Raw genomic sequence first — 14,132 nt, 5'->3', positions numbered from 1 at the left:
TAATAGTGTAGTTAAAGCCTGGCCGACCTTGGCTTTGAACGCATGGAGGAGGTGGAATGACGTATGGAAACATTGGTGTCTGACTATGAACGGACCGACATGGGAACCATTCAGATCGCGCCTGAAGTCATCGAGATTATCGCCGGGCTTGCGACCGTTGAAGTAGAAGGCGTCGCCGGCATGAGCGGCGGCATCTCTTCCGGCATCGCCGAGCTGCTGGGGCGCAAGAACCTGTCCAAAGGCGTCAAGGTAGAAGTGGGTCAGCGGGAAGCGGCGATCGACGTGTCGATCATCGTGGAATACAGCCGGCGGATCCCCGAGATCGCGGCAGAGATCCAACGCAACGTGAAGCGCTCCATCGAGACCATGACCGGCTTGCACGTCGTGGAAGTGAACGTGCATATTCATGACGTGCACTTCAAGGCAGCCGAGAAAATCGAAGAAGACGAAACGCATACGCGTGTCCGATAACGTCGGCGTAGGCATGAAGCTTGCGCGCGTACGTCGCTTCCGACTCGCGGGTGCCGGCGCCGTGATGGCCTACCCTTCCGAGGTGTAGGTCGTCTGGCGCTTTTTCCGCAAGTTGAGGGTTATTTGTTTGGACAGGACTGGAGGAGACACTCGTTGATGAAAATGTTGGACAGGCTGCTCTTGTTTCTTTATAGCTTGGTCATCGGAGCCGCGACGGTAACGGCCGTGATCGTGGCGGCAGGCGGATTCAAAACCGTATGGCTCAAAGAAGTCGTGGACGACATCACCGGCGGGTATCGAGTGGCCCAAGCGACTGTCCTCATCGTCGCCGTCCTGCTGTTCCTGATCAGCCTCCGGTTCTTCGTCGTGTCGCTCAGCCGCGGCGGCAACAACGCGCCCTCGATCAACCAACGCACGGAGCACGGCGATATCCAGATCTCGGTCGAGACGGTCGAGAATCTCGTGCTGAAAGCCGCTTCGCGCTCGCGCGGCGTGAAGGATCTGCGCGCTCGCGTCAGGGTCGGGGAAGCGGGGCTCCACATTACGATCCGCGCCTTCGTGGACGGCGAGGGCTCGATTCCGACTCTGTCCGAAGAGATGCAGCGCACGGTATCCGAACAGATCGAAGAGACAACCGGCATTCCGGTAGCGGACGTGTCGGTCTTTATCGCCAATCTGACGCAGGCGCCAACCACGTTCAAGAGCCGCGTGGAATAGGGGGTAAGATCCGCCCATGTGGAGAGAATGGTGGGAGACCTACGGGGGAAGGGCGAGCGGCGTCGCGGCGGGGCTGCTGTGCGGACTCATTTATTTGATCAGCGGATTCTGGGATATGCTGTTCTGCGCGCTGCTCGTCGGCATTGGATTTGGAATCGGCAAACATAAGGACGAGAAGCGCGGTCCGCTCCTGCCTTGGAACCGGCTGATGAATTGGCTGACGGATCGTTGGCCGCGTTCTCGTTAATCCAGTAGAAGCCTTCTTGCCCATGCGGATTCGTCCGCGGATCCGACGATGCGCGGGGGCGGGACGGCTCCAACTTTTTTAAGGATTCCTAAGCGGATAGGTATTCGCCTATCCTTTTCCGGATCGTCACCGATATCAAGTTTTCGTTCCCCGCGGGGAACGAGGAAGCCGATTTGGAATGCTAGTGTGATATCACGACTACCCTCGGGAGGATTCATGAAACGCAGATTGGCTAGGGAAATTGCGGTACAGAGCTTGTACCAAATGGAAATGAACGGCGTAGAAACGCAAGTGGCGGTCGATACCGTCATGGAGGAAGCGCGCCAAGACAATGAGATCGAGGCGGATGTCGGCGGCCTGGCGGCGGTGGATGCCTTTACGCGCGAATTGGTCGCGGGCGTGACGAGCCGCAAAGAGGAGCTCGACCAAGCGCTCGCCGGCTATCTGACGGGGTGGCAGGTCGATCGGCTGTCGCGGGTGGACCGGCAGATCCTTCGCCTGGCCGTCTACGAGATGAACCACCGCAAGGACGTGCCTCACAAGGTCGTCGTCAACGAAGCGATCGAGCTCGCGAAGCATTTCGGGACGGACGAGTCCGGGAAGTTCGTGAACGGCGTCCTCGGACGGCTCATTCGCGAACGGGACGGCGGTTCGTCCGCCGCGGCCGCAACCGGGGAAGAAGAGAAGACGACGCGGGAGGGCGAACCGGAATGAGCGCGCAGATCATCGACGGCAAACGCATATCGGATACGATTCGGGAAGAGATCAAGGGCGAGGTCGCGCGTCTGCGCGACAAGGACGTCCGGCCGGGACTGGCCGTCGTCCTCGTCGGCGAAGACGCGGCCTCCCAAGTCTACGTCCGGAACAAGGCGAAGGCTTGCGAGGATCTGGGCTTCTACTCCGAGGTTCACCGGCTGCCGGCTTCGACCTCGCAGGACGAGCTGCTCGCGCTCATCGACCGCCTGAACGCGCAAGCTTCCATTCACGGCATTCTCGTGCAGCTGCCGCTGCCGGGGCATATCCAGGAGAAGGCCGTCATCGACGCGATCTCCGTGGACAAGGATGTCGACGGCTTCCATCCGGTCAGCGTCGGCAATCTGATGATCGGAGACGAAGCGCTTCTGCCTTGCACGCCGTCGGGCGTGATCGAACTGCTGAAGCGGACGGGCAACGCCCCGGCGGGCAAGCATGCGGTCGTCATCGGCCGCAGCAACATCGTCGGCAAACCGGTCTCGATGCTGTTGCTGCGGGAGAACGCGACGGTCACGGTGTGCCATTCGCGGACGCCGAATTTGCAGGAGATGGCGCGGCAGGCGGATATTCTCGTCGTCGCGGTGGGCGTCGCTCAACTGGTCAAGCGCGACTGGGTGAAGCCCGGCGCGGTCGTCATCGACGTCGGGATGAACCGGCTCGAGAACGGCAAGCTGTGCGGAGACGTGGATTATGAAGACGTGGCGCCGGTCGCGGGTTGGATTACGCCCGTCCCGGGCGGCGTCGGTCCGATGACGATCACGATGCTGATGCTGAACACGCTGAAGTCGGCCAAACGGACGCACGGCATCGCTTAAACGCAGGGAGGCGGGGAAGATGGAGCAGCCTGCTCGCGTACTTGGCATTCGCGATATTAACCGCTACATCAAGATGAAGCTCGAGGGCGACCAGCAGCTGCAGGACGTCTGGCTGCGCGGGGAGATCTCGAACTTCACGCATCATTCCAGCGGGCATATGTACTTCACCCTGAAGGACGAGAGCGGGCGCCTGAAGAGCATTATGTTCGCCTCGCACAACCAGCGTCTCCCCTTCCGTCCGAAGGACGGCATGAAAGTGCTGGCGCGGGGGGGCGTCTCCGTCTACGAACGGGACGGCCAATATCAGTTCTACGTCACGGCGATGCAGCCGGACGGGATCGGGAGCTTGTATCTGGCGTTCGAGCAATTGAAGAAAAAACTCGAAACCGAAGGTCTGTTCGACGAAGCGGCGAAGCGCCCGATTCCCCGGTATCCCCGGGCGATCGGCGTCATCACGTCGCCGACCGGCGCGGCGGTTCGCGATATTATAATCACGCTGCAGCGCCGGCACCCGTCCGTGCCGATCCTGCTGCACCCCGTATCGGTGCAGGGGAAGAGCGCGGCGCCGTCGATCGCCAAGGCGATCGCGACGATGAACCGGCTGGGCGAAGTCGACGTGCTCATCGTCGGCCGGGGCGGCGGTTCGCTGGAGGAGTTGTGGGCGTTCAACGAGGAGATCGTGGCCCGCGCCATCCGCGCGTCCGTCATTCCCGTCATCTCGGCGGTCGGCCACGAGACGGACTTCACGATCGCCGACTTCGCGGCCGACCTTCGGGCGGCAACGCCGACGGCGGCGGCGGAGCTGGCCGTCCCGCACATGACGGAGCTGCGACAGGGGCTCGCCCATCTGGAGCAGCGGATGTCCAAGTCGCTGGGACTTCAGCTCGGACGGGCGCGGGAGCGGTATCAGCATGCGGCCCGATCGCCGTACTTCACGCAGCCGAGGCGGGCGCTGCTGGCGCAGGCCGAGCGGCTCGACCGGCTGCGAGACCGGCTGCGCTACCGCACCGAGGGCAGCGCCGGCCGGGCGAAGGAACGTATCGCGCGCTTGGCGGGCCGGTTGGCCGCGGCCAACCCTTCGGAGCAGGTCGTCTATGCGCGCAGGCGAACGACGACCGCGGTGCGGGCGCTCGAGCTCGCGATGCGGCGCACGCTGCGCGAACGGCAGGACGCCTTCGGCTCGGCCATCCGCCAGCTCGATGCGCTCAGTCCGCTGAAGGTCATGGCCAGAGGCTACAGTCTCGTCTATGACGAGCAGGAGAAGACGCTGATCCGCTCCGTCGAAGAAGTGCAGCCGGGGGACCTGATCCGGGTGCGGCTCGCCGACGGCAAGCTGGATTGTCAGATATGGGGATTGCACGGGGAGGTAGAACCAGGATGAGCAGCAACGGGGAAACGGCGCTCTCTTTCGAAGAGGCGATGGAACGGCTCGAAGGCATCGTGGCGCGTTTGGAGAGCGGAGACGTTCCGCTCGAGACGGCGATCGAGCTTTACCAGGAAGGGATGGCCTTGTCGAAGCTCTGCGGACAGAAGCTCGAACAAGTGGAACGCCGCATCGAGATGCTGATCGAGGACGGGGACGGCTTGCAGCGCAAACCGTTCGCCCCGCAGCGCGATGAGGCCGGCGGAGACAAAGGGGAGTAAACGTGACAGTGCAAACGGAAGATGAGGTTCGGGATATTCGCGGCTACCTGGCCGCCCAAGCCGAGAGGGTCGAAGCCGCGCTGCAGAGCGTCATTCCCGCCGCGTGGCGGGTGAACGAGACGCTGCGCGAAGCGGCGATGTATTCGCTGAACGCCGGGGGCAAGCGGCTGCGGCCGATTCTGGTCCTGGCTGCGGCCGAAGCGGTCGGCGGGGACGCGGCGGCCGAAGCGCGCGCGCTGCCGTTCGCGCTGGCGGTCGAGATGGTCCACACCTATTCGCTGGTCCACGACGATCTGCCGGCGATGGACAACGACGACTATCGCCGGGGACTGCCAACGAACCACAAGGTTTATGGAGAAGCGATGGCGATTCTCGCCGGCGACGGTCTGCTCACGCACGCTTTCCATGTGGCCGCGCAAGCGCCCGCGCTCGGCGTGCCTGCCGATCGCGCGCTCGTCGTCGTCTCCGAACTGAGCCGCTTCGCCGGTCTTGCCGGCATGGTAGGCGGACAGGCGGACGATATGCAGGGGGAGCAGGGCATCACTTCCTTCGAGCAGCTTGAGCATATCCACCTGCACAAGACCAGCGACTTGATCGCCTTCTCGCTGCGGGCGGGCGGCCATGCCGCCGGCGCGACCGAACGGCAGTTGGAGGCGCTCGAGCGATTCGGCCGCAACGTCGGCCTCGCCTTCCAGATCCACGACGACGTCCTGGACGTCTCCGGGGACGAAGCCAAGCTCGGCAAGCCCAAAGGCAGCGACGAGCGGCAAGGCAAAGTAACCTACCCCTATCTGATCGGATTGGAAGAGAGCGAGCGGCGCGTGCGGCAGCTGACGGAGGAGGCGATCCAAGCCGTCCTGTCGGCCGGACTGCCGAAGCCCGAACGCCTCGTTCAGCTTGCTCGGCACATGATGGCACGCGATTACTGACTCGGCAATCCCGGCAAGCGTCCCGATAGCGGAGGCGCCGCGCTTTTCGGAAGCGCCCGGGATTCTTTTTTTTGCCGGTTTGCGCCCGTCCGCCGGCTAAAGTCGAACAAAGTTCGCCAAGATTGGAAATGAATAGCCCTTCCGCTTGGGGTTTATTTTCATAATATGATATAATAACGGTACTTCAAATCCGACGATCGATCTCGACGCCGTTACGGCTTCGCGTAACGCGCGCGAGAATCGTCATTTTCGGGAAAGCGGGGAACCCCATTTGCTGCTCGACCGCATCCATAGCCCAACTGACTTGAAGCAGCTGTCTACACCCGAGCTTCCGCAGTTGGCTCAAGAAATCCGACAATTCCTGATCGAGAAGCTGTCGGTCACCGGCGGCCACCTGGCCCCCAATCTCGGGGTCGTGGAATTGACGCTTGCCTTACATTACTTATATGACAGCCCCTCGGACAAATTCCTATTTGACGTGGGGCATCAAGCATATGTGCACAAGATGCTGACCGGCCGGAAGGACCGGTTCGATACGCTGCGCCAAAAGGACGGTCTATGCGGCTTCGTCAAACGCTCGGAGAGCGAGCACGACGTCTGGGAAGCGGGGCATAGCAGCACCTCCTTGTCGGCGGCGATGGGCATGGCCCTGGCGCGCGACCTGAAGGGGGCGCACAACAAGGTGATCGCCGTCATCGGAGACGGCGCGCTCACCGGCGGCATGGCGCTCGAGGCGCTGAACCATATCGGCCACGAGAAGCGCAAGCTCACGGTCGTGCTGAACGACAACGAGATGTCGATCGCGCCGAACGTCGGCGCCCTCCACAACTACCTGGGCAAAGTCCGCAGCGACAAGACTTACCGCAAGGCGAAGGACGAGTTCGAATGGCTGCTCCGCAAAGTGCCGGCGATCGGCGGGCGTCTCGCCAAGACCGCCGAGCGGCTGAAGGACAGTCTCAAATATCTGGTCGTGCCGGGCATGCTGTTCGAGGAATTCGGCTTGAAGTACTTCGGACCGGTCGACGGGCATGACCTCGACAAGCTCATGGATACGTTCCGCCAGGCCGACAAGGTCAACGGACCGGTGCTCGTGCACGTGCTGACGGTCAAGGGCAAGGGCTACTCCCCTGCCGAAGCCGACTCCCACAAGTGGCACGGGATCACGGGCTCCTACAAGATCGAATCCGGCCAAGTGCTGAAGCCCGTCGGTCCGCCGATGTATACCGAAGTGTTCGGCAATATGCTGATCGAGCTGGCGGAGAAGGATAAGCGCATCGTCGCCGTCACGCCCGCGATGCCGGGAGGCTCCGGCCTGCTCGGGTTCGCCCAGCGGTTCCCCGACCGGATGTACGACGTCGGCATTGCGGAGCAGCATGCCGCGACGATGTCGGCCGCGCTCGCGATGGAGGGGATGAAGCCCGTGTTCGCGGTGTATTCGACCTTCCTCCAACGCGCCTACGACCAAGTGGTTCACGACATCTGCCGCCACAACGCCAACGTCGTCTTCGCGATCGACCGCGCCGGCTTCGTCGGCGGGGACGGCGAGACGCACCAGGGCGTATACGATATCGCCTTCCTGCGCCATATCCCGAATATGGTGCTCATGATGCCGAAGGACGAGAACGAGCTGCGCCGCATGCTGAAGACGGCCGTCGACTACAATCAAGGCCCGATCGCCGTTCGCTATCCGCGCGAAGCGGGCGTCGGCGTCGCGCTCGACCCGGACCCGCAACCGATCCCGATCGGCAAGTGGGAGACGGTCCGCGAAGGCGACTTTGCGGCGATCCTCGCTATCGGACCGATGGTCCAGGTCGCCGAAGAGGCGGCGGAGCTGCTGAAGCGGGACGGCTTGAACGTGCGCGTCGTGAACGCGCGGTTCGTGAAGCCGCTCGACGAAGAGATGCTGCTGAAGCTGGAACAGGAACATATGCCGATGCTCGTCCTGGAGGAAGGGTCCATGAGCGGCGGCATGGGCGGAGCGGTGCTGGAATTCTATGCGGAGCGCGACCTCCATCCTGCCGTGCGGATCGCCGGCGTACCCGACCGGTTCATCGAGCATGCGAGCATCAAGGAGCAGCGTGCGGAAGTCGGCTTGACGGCGGAGCACGTAGCCCAGGAACTGCGCGCCGCTACCGTCCTGAAGCGGCAGCGGGCGACGGCGACTTGAGCCCGATGACGACGAACGCCAAGGAAAGGCTGGACGTCCTCCTCGTCGAGCGGGGTTACTTCGAGAGCAGGGAGAAGGCGAAGGCCGCCATCATGGCCGGGCTCGTCTTCATCGGGACCGAGCGGATCGACAAGGCCGGCACCAAAGTGCCCCGAGACGCCGCCTTCGCCGTCAAAGGCGCGCCTCACCCCTACGTCAGCAGGGGAGGCATGAAGCTGGAGAAGGCAATCCGCCAATTCGAACTTGACCTGCAAGGCGCGGTCATGCTCGACATCGGCGCCTCGACCGGCGGATTTACGGATTGCGCGCTGCAGAACGGAGCTTCCTTCGTCTACGCGATCGACGTCGGCTACAATCAGCTGGATTGGTCGCTTCGCAACGACGAACGGGTACGCGTCATGGAGCGAACCAACTTCCGGCATATGACGTTCGACCAGCTCGAGGGCCCGTCGCCCGTCTTTGCGAGCATAGACGTCAGCTTCATCTCGTTGAAGCTGATCCTGCCCGCGCTGGCGCCGCTGCTGCCGATCGGGGGCGGCACGGTCGCCCTGATCAAGCCGCAGTTCGAAGCCGGACGCGAGCAGGTCGGCAAGTCCGGCGTCGTGCGCGACGCTTCGGTGCACCAGCAGGTGCTGCGCGAGGTGCTGCGTTCGGCCGCGGAGTTGGGCTTCGACCTGCAGGGGTTGACCTTCTCGCCGATCACCGGCGGTGAAGGCAACATCGAATTTCTCGCTTACTGGCGCGTCGGCGATCCGGCGAACGCCGGGGACCGGGATTTCTCGTCCCGGATCGCCGAAGTGGTCGCCGAAGCGGGCAACGTCTTCCGCAAGGGAAGCTGAATTTCTCATATGCCATCATCCGGGCAGATTGCCGTCCCCCGGAGCTGCCGAAGAACGGCCGGTATCGCGCCGGTTCGCATGCTTGGCGGCTCCGGTTTTTTGCGTCCGCAGACAGGAGTTCGGCCTGTCCGCCGCGAACTAGGTTAGGACAAGGGGGGCGGGAGCTTGGATCGGTTCGGAGATGGCCTGGTATTCGTCGTCGCGCTTGTGTTGATCGGTTGGTGGATCTGGCGTCGCTTTGACAATTGGCTGCACGAGCCGCCCAGCTCGCGGCTCCGCAAGCTCGCCCAAGCGGGCGAGGTGGAGCCGGACGAAGCGGTCGATTTTCTGCAGGAGCACGGGTATTCGGTGCTGTCCGGCAAGCACCGGGTTCCGCTCGGGGTCATCGTGGACGACGGTCCGGTGCAGACGACCCGGTTGTATTTCGATTATTTCGCCGCCAAAGAGGATCGATATTATCTCGTCCGGCTGGAGAGGTCCCGTCAGCCGATCGATTGGACGGCCAGCGGCTTAAGGGAACGGCTGCTGCCGTACGCGCTGCTGTTCCCGGAATGCGACGGCATCATCGTAGCCGATCCGAAGGACAGGCTGCTGCGTACGGTACGATTCCGAGTGGAGGATGAGAAGGCATGAAAGGGCAGAGGCAACGCAAGATTCGAGAGATGATCGGCTTGGGAGAGATCGAGACGCAGGAAGACCTGGTCGAAGCGCTGCGCGGGCAAGGCTTTAACGTGACTCAGGCGACCGTCTCCAGAGATATTAAGGAAATGCAGCTCATCAAGGCGCCGCTCGAAGACGGGCGCTATAAATATTCGATGCCCCAGGACCAGCGCTTCAATCCGACGGTCAAGCTGAAGCGCGCGCTGCTGGATCACTTCCTGCACGCCGAAGCGGCCGAGAACCTGGTCGTCGTCAAGTGCCTGCCGGGGACGGCCGGCACGATCGCGGCGCTGCTGGACGGCATGGAGTGGAACGAGATTATCGGCACCATCGGCGGAGACGATACGATCCTGCTCATCTGCCGCACCAAGGCGCAAGGCGAATCGATCGTGGCCCGCTTTCACGATATCATGAAGTAAAGCTGCCGCCAGGCTTCAATCTGAGGAGGAATCCCATAGATGCTTCAGGAGCTGTCCATACGAAATTTGGCTGTCATCGAGCGGATCCGGGTGTCGTATCACCGCGGATTCCAGGTATTGACCGGCGAGACGGGCGCCGGCAAATCGATCATCATCGACGCCATGGGCTTGGTCGCCGGGGGCCGGGGCTCGGCGGATATGATCCGCCACGGCTGCGACCGCGCCGAAGTGGAAGCCGTATTCGACCTGCCGGAGAGCCATCCGGTCTGGGGTGCGCTGCAGCGGCTCGGCATTCAGGGGGATCCCCAGGAGGCCCTCATCATTCGGCGGGAGCTGCAAGCGCAGGGCAAATCGGCCGCGCGGATCAACGGCCAGCACGTGACGCTGGCGATGCTACGCGAAGCGGGAGAGCATCTCGTCAATATCCACGGCCAGCATGAACATCAGTCGCTGCTGCGAACGGACCGCCACCTCGAATGGCTGGATTCGTTCGCGGGGGAGGCGATTCAGCCGTTGAAGTCGGCTTATCAGGACCAATACCGGGAATACGTGTCGGTGAACCGCGAGCTTAAGGAGCTAGAGGACCTGACGCGCCAGCAGATGCAGATGCTCGACCTTTACCGCTACCAGCTGGAGGAGATCGCGGAAGCGCGCCTGAAGTCCGGCGAGGACGAGGCGCTCGCGGAAGAGCGGCGCAAGCTCGCCCATGCGGAGAAGCTCGCCGATGCCGCGTCGGGTGCGTATGACCTGCTGCACGGCGCCAAGGGACTCTCCGTGCTGTCCAAGGCGATCTCGCGCCTCGAGGAGATCGTCAAAGTCGATCCCGACCGGCTGTCGCCGCTGCTGGAGCAACTGCAATCCGCCTTCTACAATGCCGAGGACGTCGCTCATCAACTGCGCGACTATCGCGACGACATCGAATTCAATCCCGAACGGCTATCGCACATCGAGCAGCGGCTCGACCTTCTGTTCAGTCTCAAGCGGAAGTACGGCGAGAGCGTCGAGGAGATCTTGGCTTATCATGCCCGAATTCAGGCCGAGACCGATCGTCTGGAGAATCGGGACGAACGGCTCAAGGAGTTGTCCGAGTCCGAGGAGCGTCTGCGCGCCGAACTCGAAGCTAAAGCGGAGCTGCTGTCCGGCATTCGCCGCGACGTCTCCAGGCAGCTCGCGAGGGCGGTCGAATCGGAGCTGAAGGATCTGCAGATGGAGCGCGCCATCTTCGAAGTGCGGCTGGAGTCCGGCACCTTAAGCCCGACGGGCTCGGATCTCGCGGAATTCCTGCTCTCGACCAATCCGGGCGAACCGCCAAAGCCGCTGGCCCGGATCGCGTCCGGGGGCGAGATGTCGCGCATCATGCTCGCGCTGAAGGCGATCTTCTCCCGCATCGACCAGATTCCGGTACTCGTCTTCGACGAAGTGGATACCGGCGTGAGCGGGCGCGCGGCGCAGGCGGTCGCGGAGAAGCTGTCCCGTCTTTCTTGCCATTGCCAAGTATTCGCCATTACGCATCTTCCCCAAGTGGCCTGCATGGCCGATTACCAGTACGAGATCCGCAAGCAAGTGACCGAGGACGGCCGCACCGCGACGTCCGTGAAGGAGCTGGCGCGCGAGGATCGCGTGGAGGAGCTGGCTCGCATGCTCGGCGGGGTGGAAGTGACGGACAAAACCAGGCATCACGCGCAGGAAATGCTTTCGTTGGCGGAAGGGCAAAAAAACGCGTGCTGACGCGAAAAACGGTTGCTCAAGGAATGTTTTCGGCAACATAAAACGGAGGGGGCACGGTTACCTTATAGGTACGTCGCCGGCGGTTCACGATTGTGCCGGGGAAGTCTGTAGGGGAGCGTGAGATCTTGAACCGAAAGTCCTCATTCCGTCGCAGGTTCGGTATCGTCCTCGTCTTATTTCTGATCGCTGCGGTGACGTCGGCTCCGATTCGGCATTTCGCGGCATTCCCGAACGAGCTTCGGCTGTTCGAAGGCCAAGTCAAGCGCCTGGATTACGCAATGCCGGTTCACGCTCAAGGCAGTCTGGATCCCCAGGTCGCCGCCGTTAACGGTTCCGCGGCTTCCAAGTTCCAAGTGGATCTGAACCATCCGTTGTCGATTCAACCGAAGCAGAGCGGCATGACCGAGCTCAAGCTGCGGTTGTTCGGCCGTATTCCGTTCAAGACCGTTAAGCTCCAAGTCATTCCCGACCTCCGGGTCATTCCCGGCGGCCAGACGATCGGGGTCAAGGTCAAAGCCGCCGGCATCATGGTGGTCGGCCATCATCTCGTTCAGACCGGCAGCGATTCGCGGGTATCCCCCGGCGAAGACGCGAAGCTGAAGCTCGGGGATCTCATCGTCTCCATCAACGGCAAAGCGCTGAACGACGTGAAGAAGGTCGCAGGACTGGCCGAGCAAGCGGGCAAGTCCGGACAGCCGCTCAAGCTGGTCGTGCAGCGCGGCAAGTCGCAGTTCGAGACTTCGCTTGCTCCCGCATTCGACCATGAAGACAAAGCATGGCGTCTCGGCTTGTACATCCGCGACTCCGCAGCGGGCGTCGGCACGTTGACCTTCTACGCGCCCGACCAGGGCGTCTACGGCGCGCTCGGCCACGTGATCACCGACATGGACACGCAGACGCCGATCAGCGTCGGCAGCGGCGAGATTCTGCAGTCGAACGTCACGTCCATCTCCAAGAGCCAGAGCGGGGAACCGGGAGAGAAGCGCGCGCAGTTCGTACGCGAGAGCAAGACGCTCGGCAACGTGGAGCGGAACACCTCTTTCGGCATTTTCGGGCAGATGACCGAACCGCCCGGACATGCGCTCAATCCGGAGCCTGTACCGGTCTCGTTCGCGGAGGAAGTCCAAGAAGGCCCGGCCGAGATCTGGACCGTCGTCAACGGCCAGAAGGTGGAGCGATTCAGCATTCAGATCGTTCATGTCTCCAAGCAAACGTCGCCCGCCACCAAAGGCATGGTCATCCGCGTCACCGATCCGAAGCTGCTGGAACGGACGGGCGGCATCGTACAAGGGATGAGCGGCAGTCCGATTTTGCAGGACGGCAAGCTCGTCGGAGCGGTCACCCACGTGTTCGTCAACGATCCGACATCCGGCTACGGCTGCTTTATCGAATGGATGCTGCAGGACGCCGGCATTATGCTGAAGCCCGATCAAGTAACATCTAAGGCGGTCTAAACGCCTTAGATGTTTGTATTTTTCACCGCAGCGCGATCCCAATCCGAACATTTGTCGAAAATGTACGAAAAACATCGTGAATTGACGCAAAATAAATATTATATGCGATATCATCAAAAAAATAAAGAAATAAATTTTTCCACAGAAGGAATTGCGTTCGGTTTGTCGAATTCGGATTATCAGGGAAACGGTGAGCGTTTTCTTAAACCATCTAAGCTAGTGAGGGAGGATATAACTTTGCCGCGGATCGAAGTATTTCTTGCAGATGACAATCGTGAATTCACCAATTTGCTGTCCGAGTACATTGAAGATCAGGATGACATGACTGTCGTCGGGGTAGCGTACAACGGAGAAGAAGTCATCCGCCAGCTGGAAGAGAGCCGGCTCGTGCCGGATGTGATGATTCTGGATATTATCATGCCTCATCTGGACGGCCTTGGCGTGCTGGAGAAATTACGCGAGCTGAACCTGTCCCCCATGCCCAAGATCATCATGCTCACCGCATTCGGCCAGGAGAACATCACGCAGCGAGCAGTCCAGCTTGGCGCATCGTATTACATATTAAAGCCATTCGACATGGATGTGCTGGCCAACCGTATCCGGCAGCTGGCCGGCAACAGCGTCGTCTCCGCCAGTTCCGTATCGGCTTCCGCTTCGATCTCCGGCGGCGGCATTCGATCGAACATCGTGCCCATCGGCAAGCCGAAGAATCTGGACGCCAATATCACGAGCATCATTCACGAGATCGGCGTCCCCGCCCACATCAAGGGATACCAGTACTTGCGCGAAGCGATCACGATGGTCTACAACAACATCGAGATCCTTGGCGCCATTACCAAGACGTTGTACCCCGCGATCGCCGAGAAGTTCAAGACGACGCCTTCCCGCGTCGAACGCGCCATCCGCCACGCGATCGAAGTCGCCTGGACACGCGGCAACATCGACAGCATCAGCCACCTGTTCGGCTACACGATCAACATCGCGAAGTCGAAGCCGACGAACTCCGAGTTCATCGCGATGGTCGCGGACAAGCTGCGGATCGAGCATAAGGTGAGCTGAAAACCGTCGTAACTGGACAGAACGAGCTTTCGCGTAATTTATCGGACGTTGATCGATGAGGTTCCGATAAACTCGCACGCAATGATGGCGATAAGCCTTTAAGGAACGATGGCGCGACATCAAGCATGCAACAGAATGAGATCGGGCGCAAATGCGCGCTCGGTCTTCCATCGAAACGGTGTCATTCTGAAGAGCCCCGGCAATTGCGCGGGGCCACTGAAAAAGTCCGC

The 14,132-nt window shown here is 61.6% G+C and carries 15 protein-coding genes; all 15 read left to right on the top strand.

Translation table 11 applies throughout. The features are described 5' to 3' along the window. Positions 1-63: 63 nt before the first annotated feature. Entirely contained in the window at positions 64-471 is a 408-nt protein-coding gene (locus H7C19_RS31710) for an Asp23/Gls24 family envelope stress response protein (protein WP_185673092.1), read from the top strand. A gap of 153 nt (positions 472-624) precedes the next feature. Next, positions 625-1,188, top strand: a complete 564-nt coding sequence (gene amaP / locus H7C19_RS31705) for an alkaline shock response membrane anchor protein AmaP (RefSeq protein ID WP_185673091.1) — start codon at positions 625-627, stop codon at positions 1,186-1,188. A 16-nt stretch (positions 1,189-1,204) separates the two neighbouring features. Continuing rightward, the gene (locus H7C19_RS31700) at positions 1,205-1,435 is read left to right on the top strand and encodes a DUF2273 domain-containing protein (RefSeq protein ID WP_185673090.1); all 231 of its coding nucleotides are present in this window, start codon (positions 1,205-1,207) and stop codon (positions 1,433-1,435) included. A gap of 216 nt (positions 1,436-1,651) precedes the next feature. Continuing rightward, the gene (gene nusB / locus H7C19_RS31695; RefSeq protein ID WP_185673089.1) at positions 1,652-2,149 is read left to right on the top strand and encodes a transcription antitermination factor NusB; all 498 of its coding nucleotides are present in this window, start codon (positions 1,652-1,654) and stop codon (positions 2,147-2,149) included. Further along, entirely contained in the window at positions 2,146-3,003 is an 858-nt protein-coding gene (gene folD, locus H7C19_RS31690; protein WP_185673088.1) for a bifunctional methylenetetrahydrofolate dehydrogenase/methenyltetrahydrofolate cyclohydrolase FolD, read from the top strand. Before nusB ends, folD begins: the two co-directional genes overlap by 4 nt. Before the next feature lie 19 nt (positions 3,004-3,022). Next, positions 3,023-4,384 carry an exodeoxyribonuclease VII large subunit gene (gene xseA / locus H7C19_RS31685; RefSeq protein WP_185673087.1) on the top strand — a complete coding sequence of 454 codons (1,362 nt, stop codon included), beginning with the start codon at positions 3,023-3,025 and terminating at the stop codon, positions 4,382-4,384. Next, entirely contained in the window at positions 4,381-4,647 is a 267-nt protein-coding gene (gene xseB / locus H7C19_RS31680) for an exodeoxyribonuclease VII small subunit (protein ID WP_185673086.1), read from the top strand. Before xseA ends, xseB begins: the two co-directional genes overlap by 4 nt. 2 nt (positions 4,648-4,649) lie before the next feature. Continuing rightward, entirely contained in the window at positions 4,650-5,576 is a 927-nt protein-coding gene (locus tag H7C19_RS31675; protein WP_376775467.1) for a polyprenyl synthetase family protein, read from the top strand. A gap of 271 nt (positions 5,577-5,847) precedes the next feature. Further along, on the top strand, positions 5,848-7,743 hold the full coding sequence (gene dxs / locus H7C19_RS31670) for a 1-deoxy-D-xylulose-5-phosphate synthase (protein WP_185673085.1): 1,896 nt from the start codon (positions 5,848-5,850) through the stop codon (positions 7,741-7,743). Positions 7,744-7,748: 5 nt separating this feature from the next. Continuing rightward, positions 7,749-8,582: a TlyA family RNA methyltransferase gene (locus tag H7C19_RS31665; protein WP_185673116.1), complete on the top strand. Its 834-nt coding sequence runs from the start codon at positions 7,749-7,751 to the stop codon at positions 8,580-8,582. Between the two features lie 165 nt (positions 8,583-8,747). Then, on the top strand, positions 8,748-9,215 hold the full coding sequence (locus tag H7C19_RS31660) for a hypothetical protein (protein WP_185673084.1): 468 nt from the start codon (positions 8,748-8,750) through the stop codon (positions 9,213-9,215). Then, positions 9,212-9,661, top strand: coding sequence for a transcriptional regulator AhrC/ArgR (gene ahrC, locus H7C19_RS31655; protein ID WP_185673083.1), 450 nt, complete (start codon positions 9,212-9,214; stop codon positions 9,659-9,661). The genes H7C19_RS31660 and ahrC overlap by 4 nt, the downstream gene beginning before the upstream one ends. Before the next feature lie 39 nt (positions 9,662-9,700). Then, the gene (gene recN, locus H7C19_RS31650) at positions 9,701-11,389 is read left to right on the top strand and encodes a DNA repair protein RecN (RefSeq protein WP_185673082.1); all 1,689 of its coding nucleotides are present in this window, start codon (positions 9,701-9,703) and stop codon (positions 11,387-11,389) included. Between the two features lie 125 nt (positions 11,390-11,514). After that, positions 11,515-12,843, top strand: a complete 1,329-nt coding sequence (gene spoIVB / locus H7C19_RS31645; RefSeq protein WP_185673081.1) for a SpoIVB peptidase — start codon at positions 11,515-11,517, stop codon at positions 12,841-12,843. 237 nt (positions 12,844-13,080) lie between these two features. After that, on the top strand, positions 13,081-13,902 hold the full coding sequence (gene spo0A / locus H7C19_RS31640; protein WP_185673080.1) for a sporulation transcription factor Spo0A: 822 nt from the start codon (positions 13,081-13,083) through the stop codon (positions 13,900-13,902). The last annotated feature ends 230 nt before the right edge of the window (positions 13,903-14,132 follow it).

This window comes from Cohnella nanjingensis, assembly GCF_014212125.1.
Lineage (GTDB): Bacteria > Bacillota > Bacilli > Paenibacillales > Paenibacillaceae > Cohnella > Cohnella nanjingensis.
Note: the sequence above shows the minus strand (reverse complement) of the source record. Positions and strands in the feature narration are given on the sequence as shown.

What these genes read in the sequence shown, in the direction of transcription:
- H7C19_RS31710 (WP_185673092.1), top strand. Translation starts at nt 64, where the DNA reads ATGGAAACATTGGTGTCTGACTATGAACGGACCGACATGGGAACCATT.
- H7C19_RS31700 (WP_185673090.1), top strand. Translation starts at nt 1,205, where the DNA reads ATGTGGAGAGAATGGTGGGAGACCTACGGGGGAAGGGCGAGCGGCGTC.
- nusB (WP_185673089.1), top strand. Translation starts at nt 1,652, where the DNA reads ATGAAACGCAGATTGGCTAGGGAAATTGCGGTACAGAGCTTGTACCAA.
- folD (WP_185673088.1), top strand. Translation starts at nt 2,146, where the DNA reads ATGAGCGCGCAGATCATCGACGGCAAACGCATATCGGATACGATTCGG.
- xseA (WP_185673087.1), top strand. Translation starts at nt 3,023, where the DNA reads ATGGAGCAGCCTGCTCGCGTACTTGGCATTCGCGATATTAACCGCTAC.
- xseB (WP_185673086.1), top strand. Translation starts at nt 4,381, where the DNA reads ATGAGCAGCAACGGGGAAACGGCGCTCTCTTTCGAAGAGGCGATGGAA.
- H7C19_RS31665 (WP_185673116.1), top strand. Translation starts at nt 7,749, where the DNA reads ATGACGACGAACGCCAAGGAAAGGCTGGACGTCCTCCTCGTCGAGCGG.
- ahrC (WP_185673083.1), top strand. Translation starts at nt 9,212, where the DNA reads ATGAAAGGGCAGAGGCAACGCAAGATTCGAGAGATGATCGGCTTGGGA.
- recN (WP_185673082.1), top strand. Translation starts at nt 9,701, where the DNA reads ATGCTTCAGGAGCTGTCCATACGAAATTTGGCTGTCATCGAGCGGATC.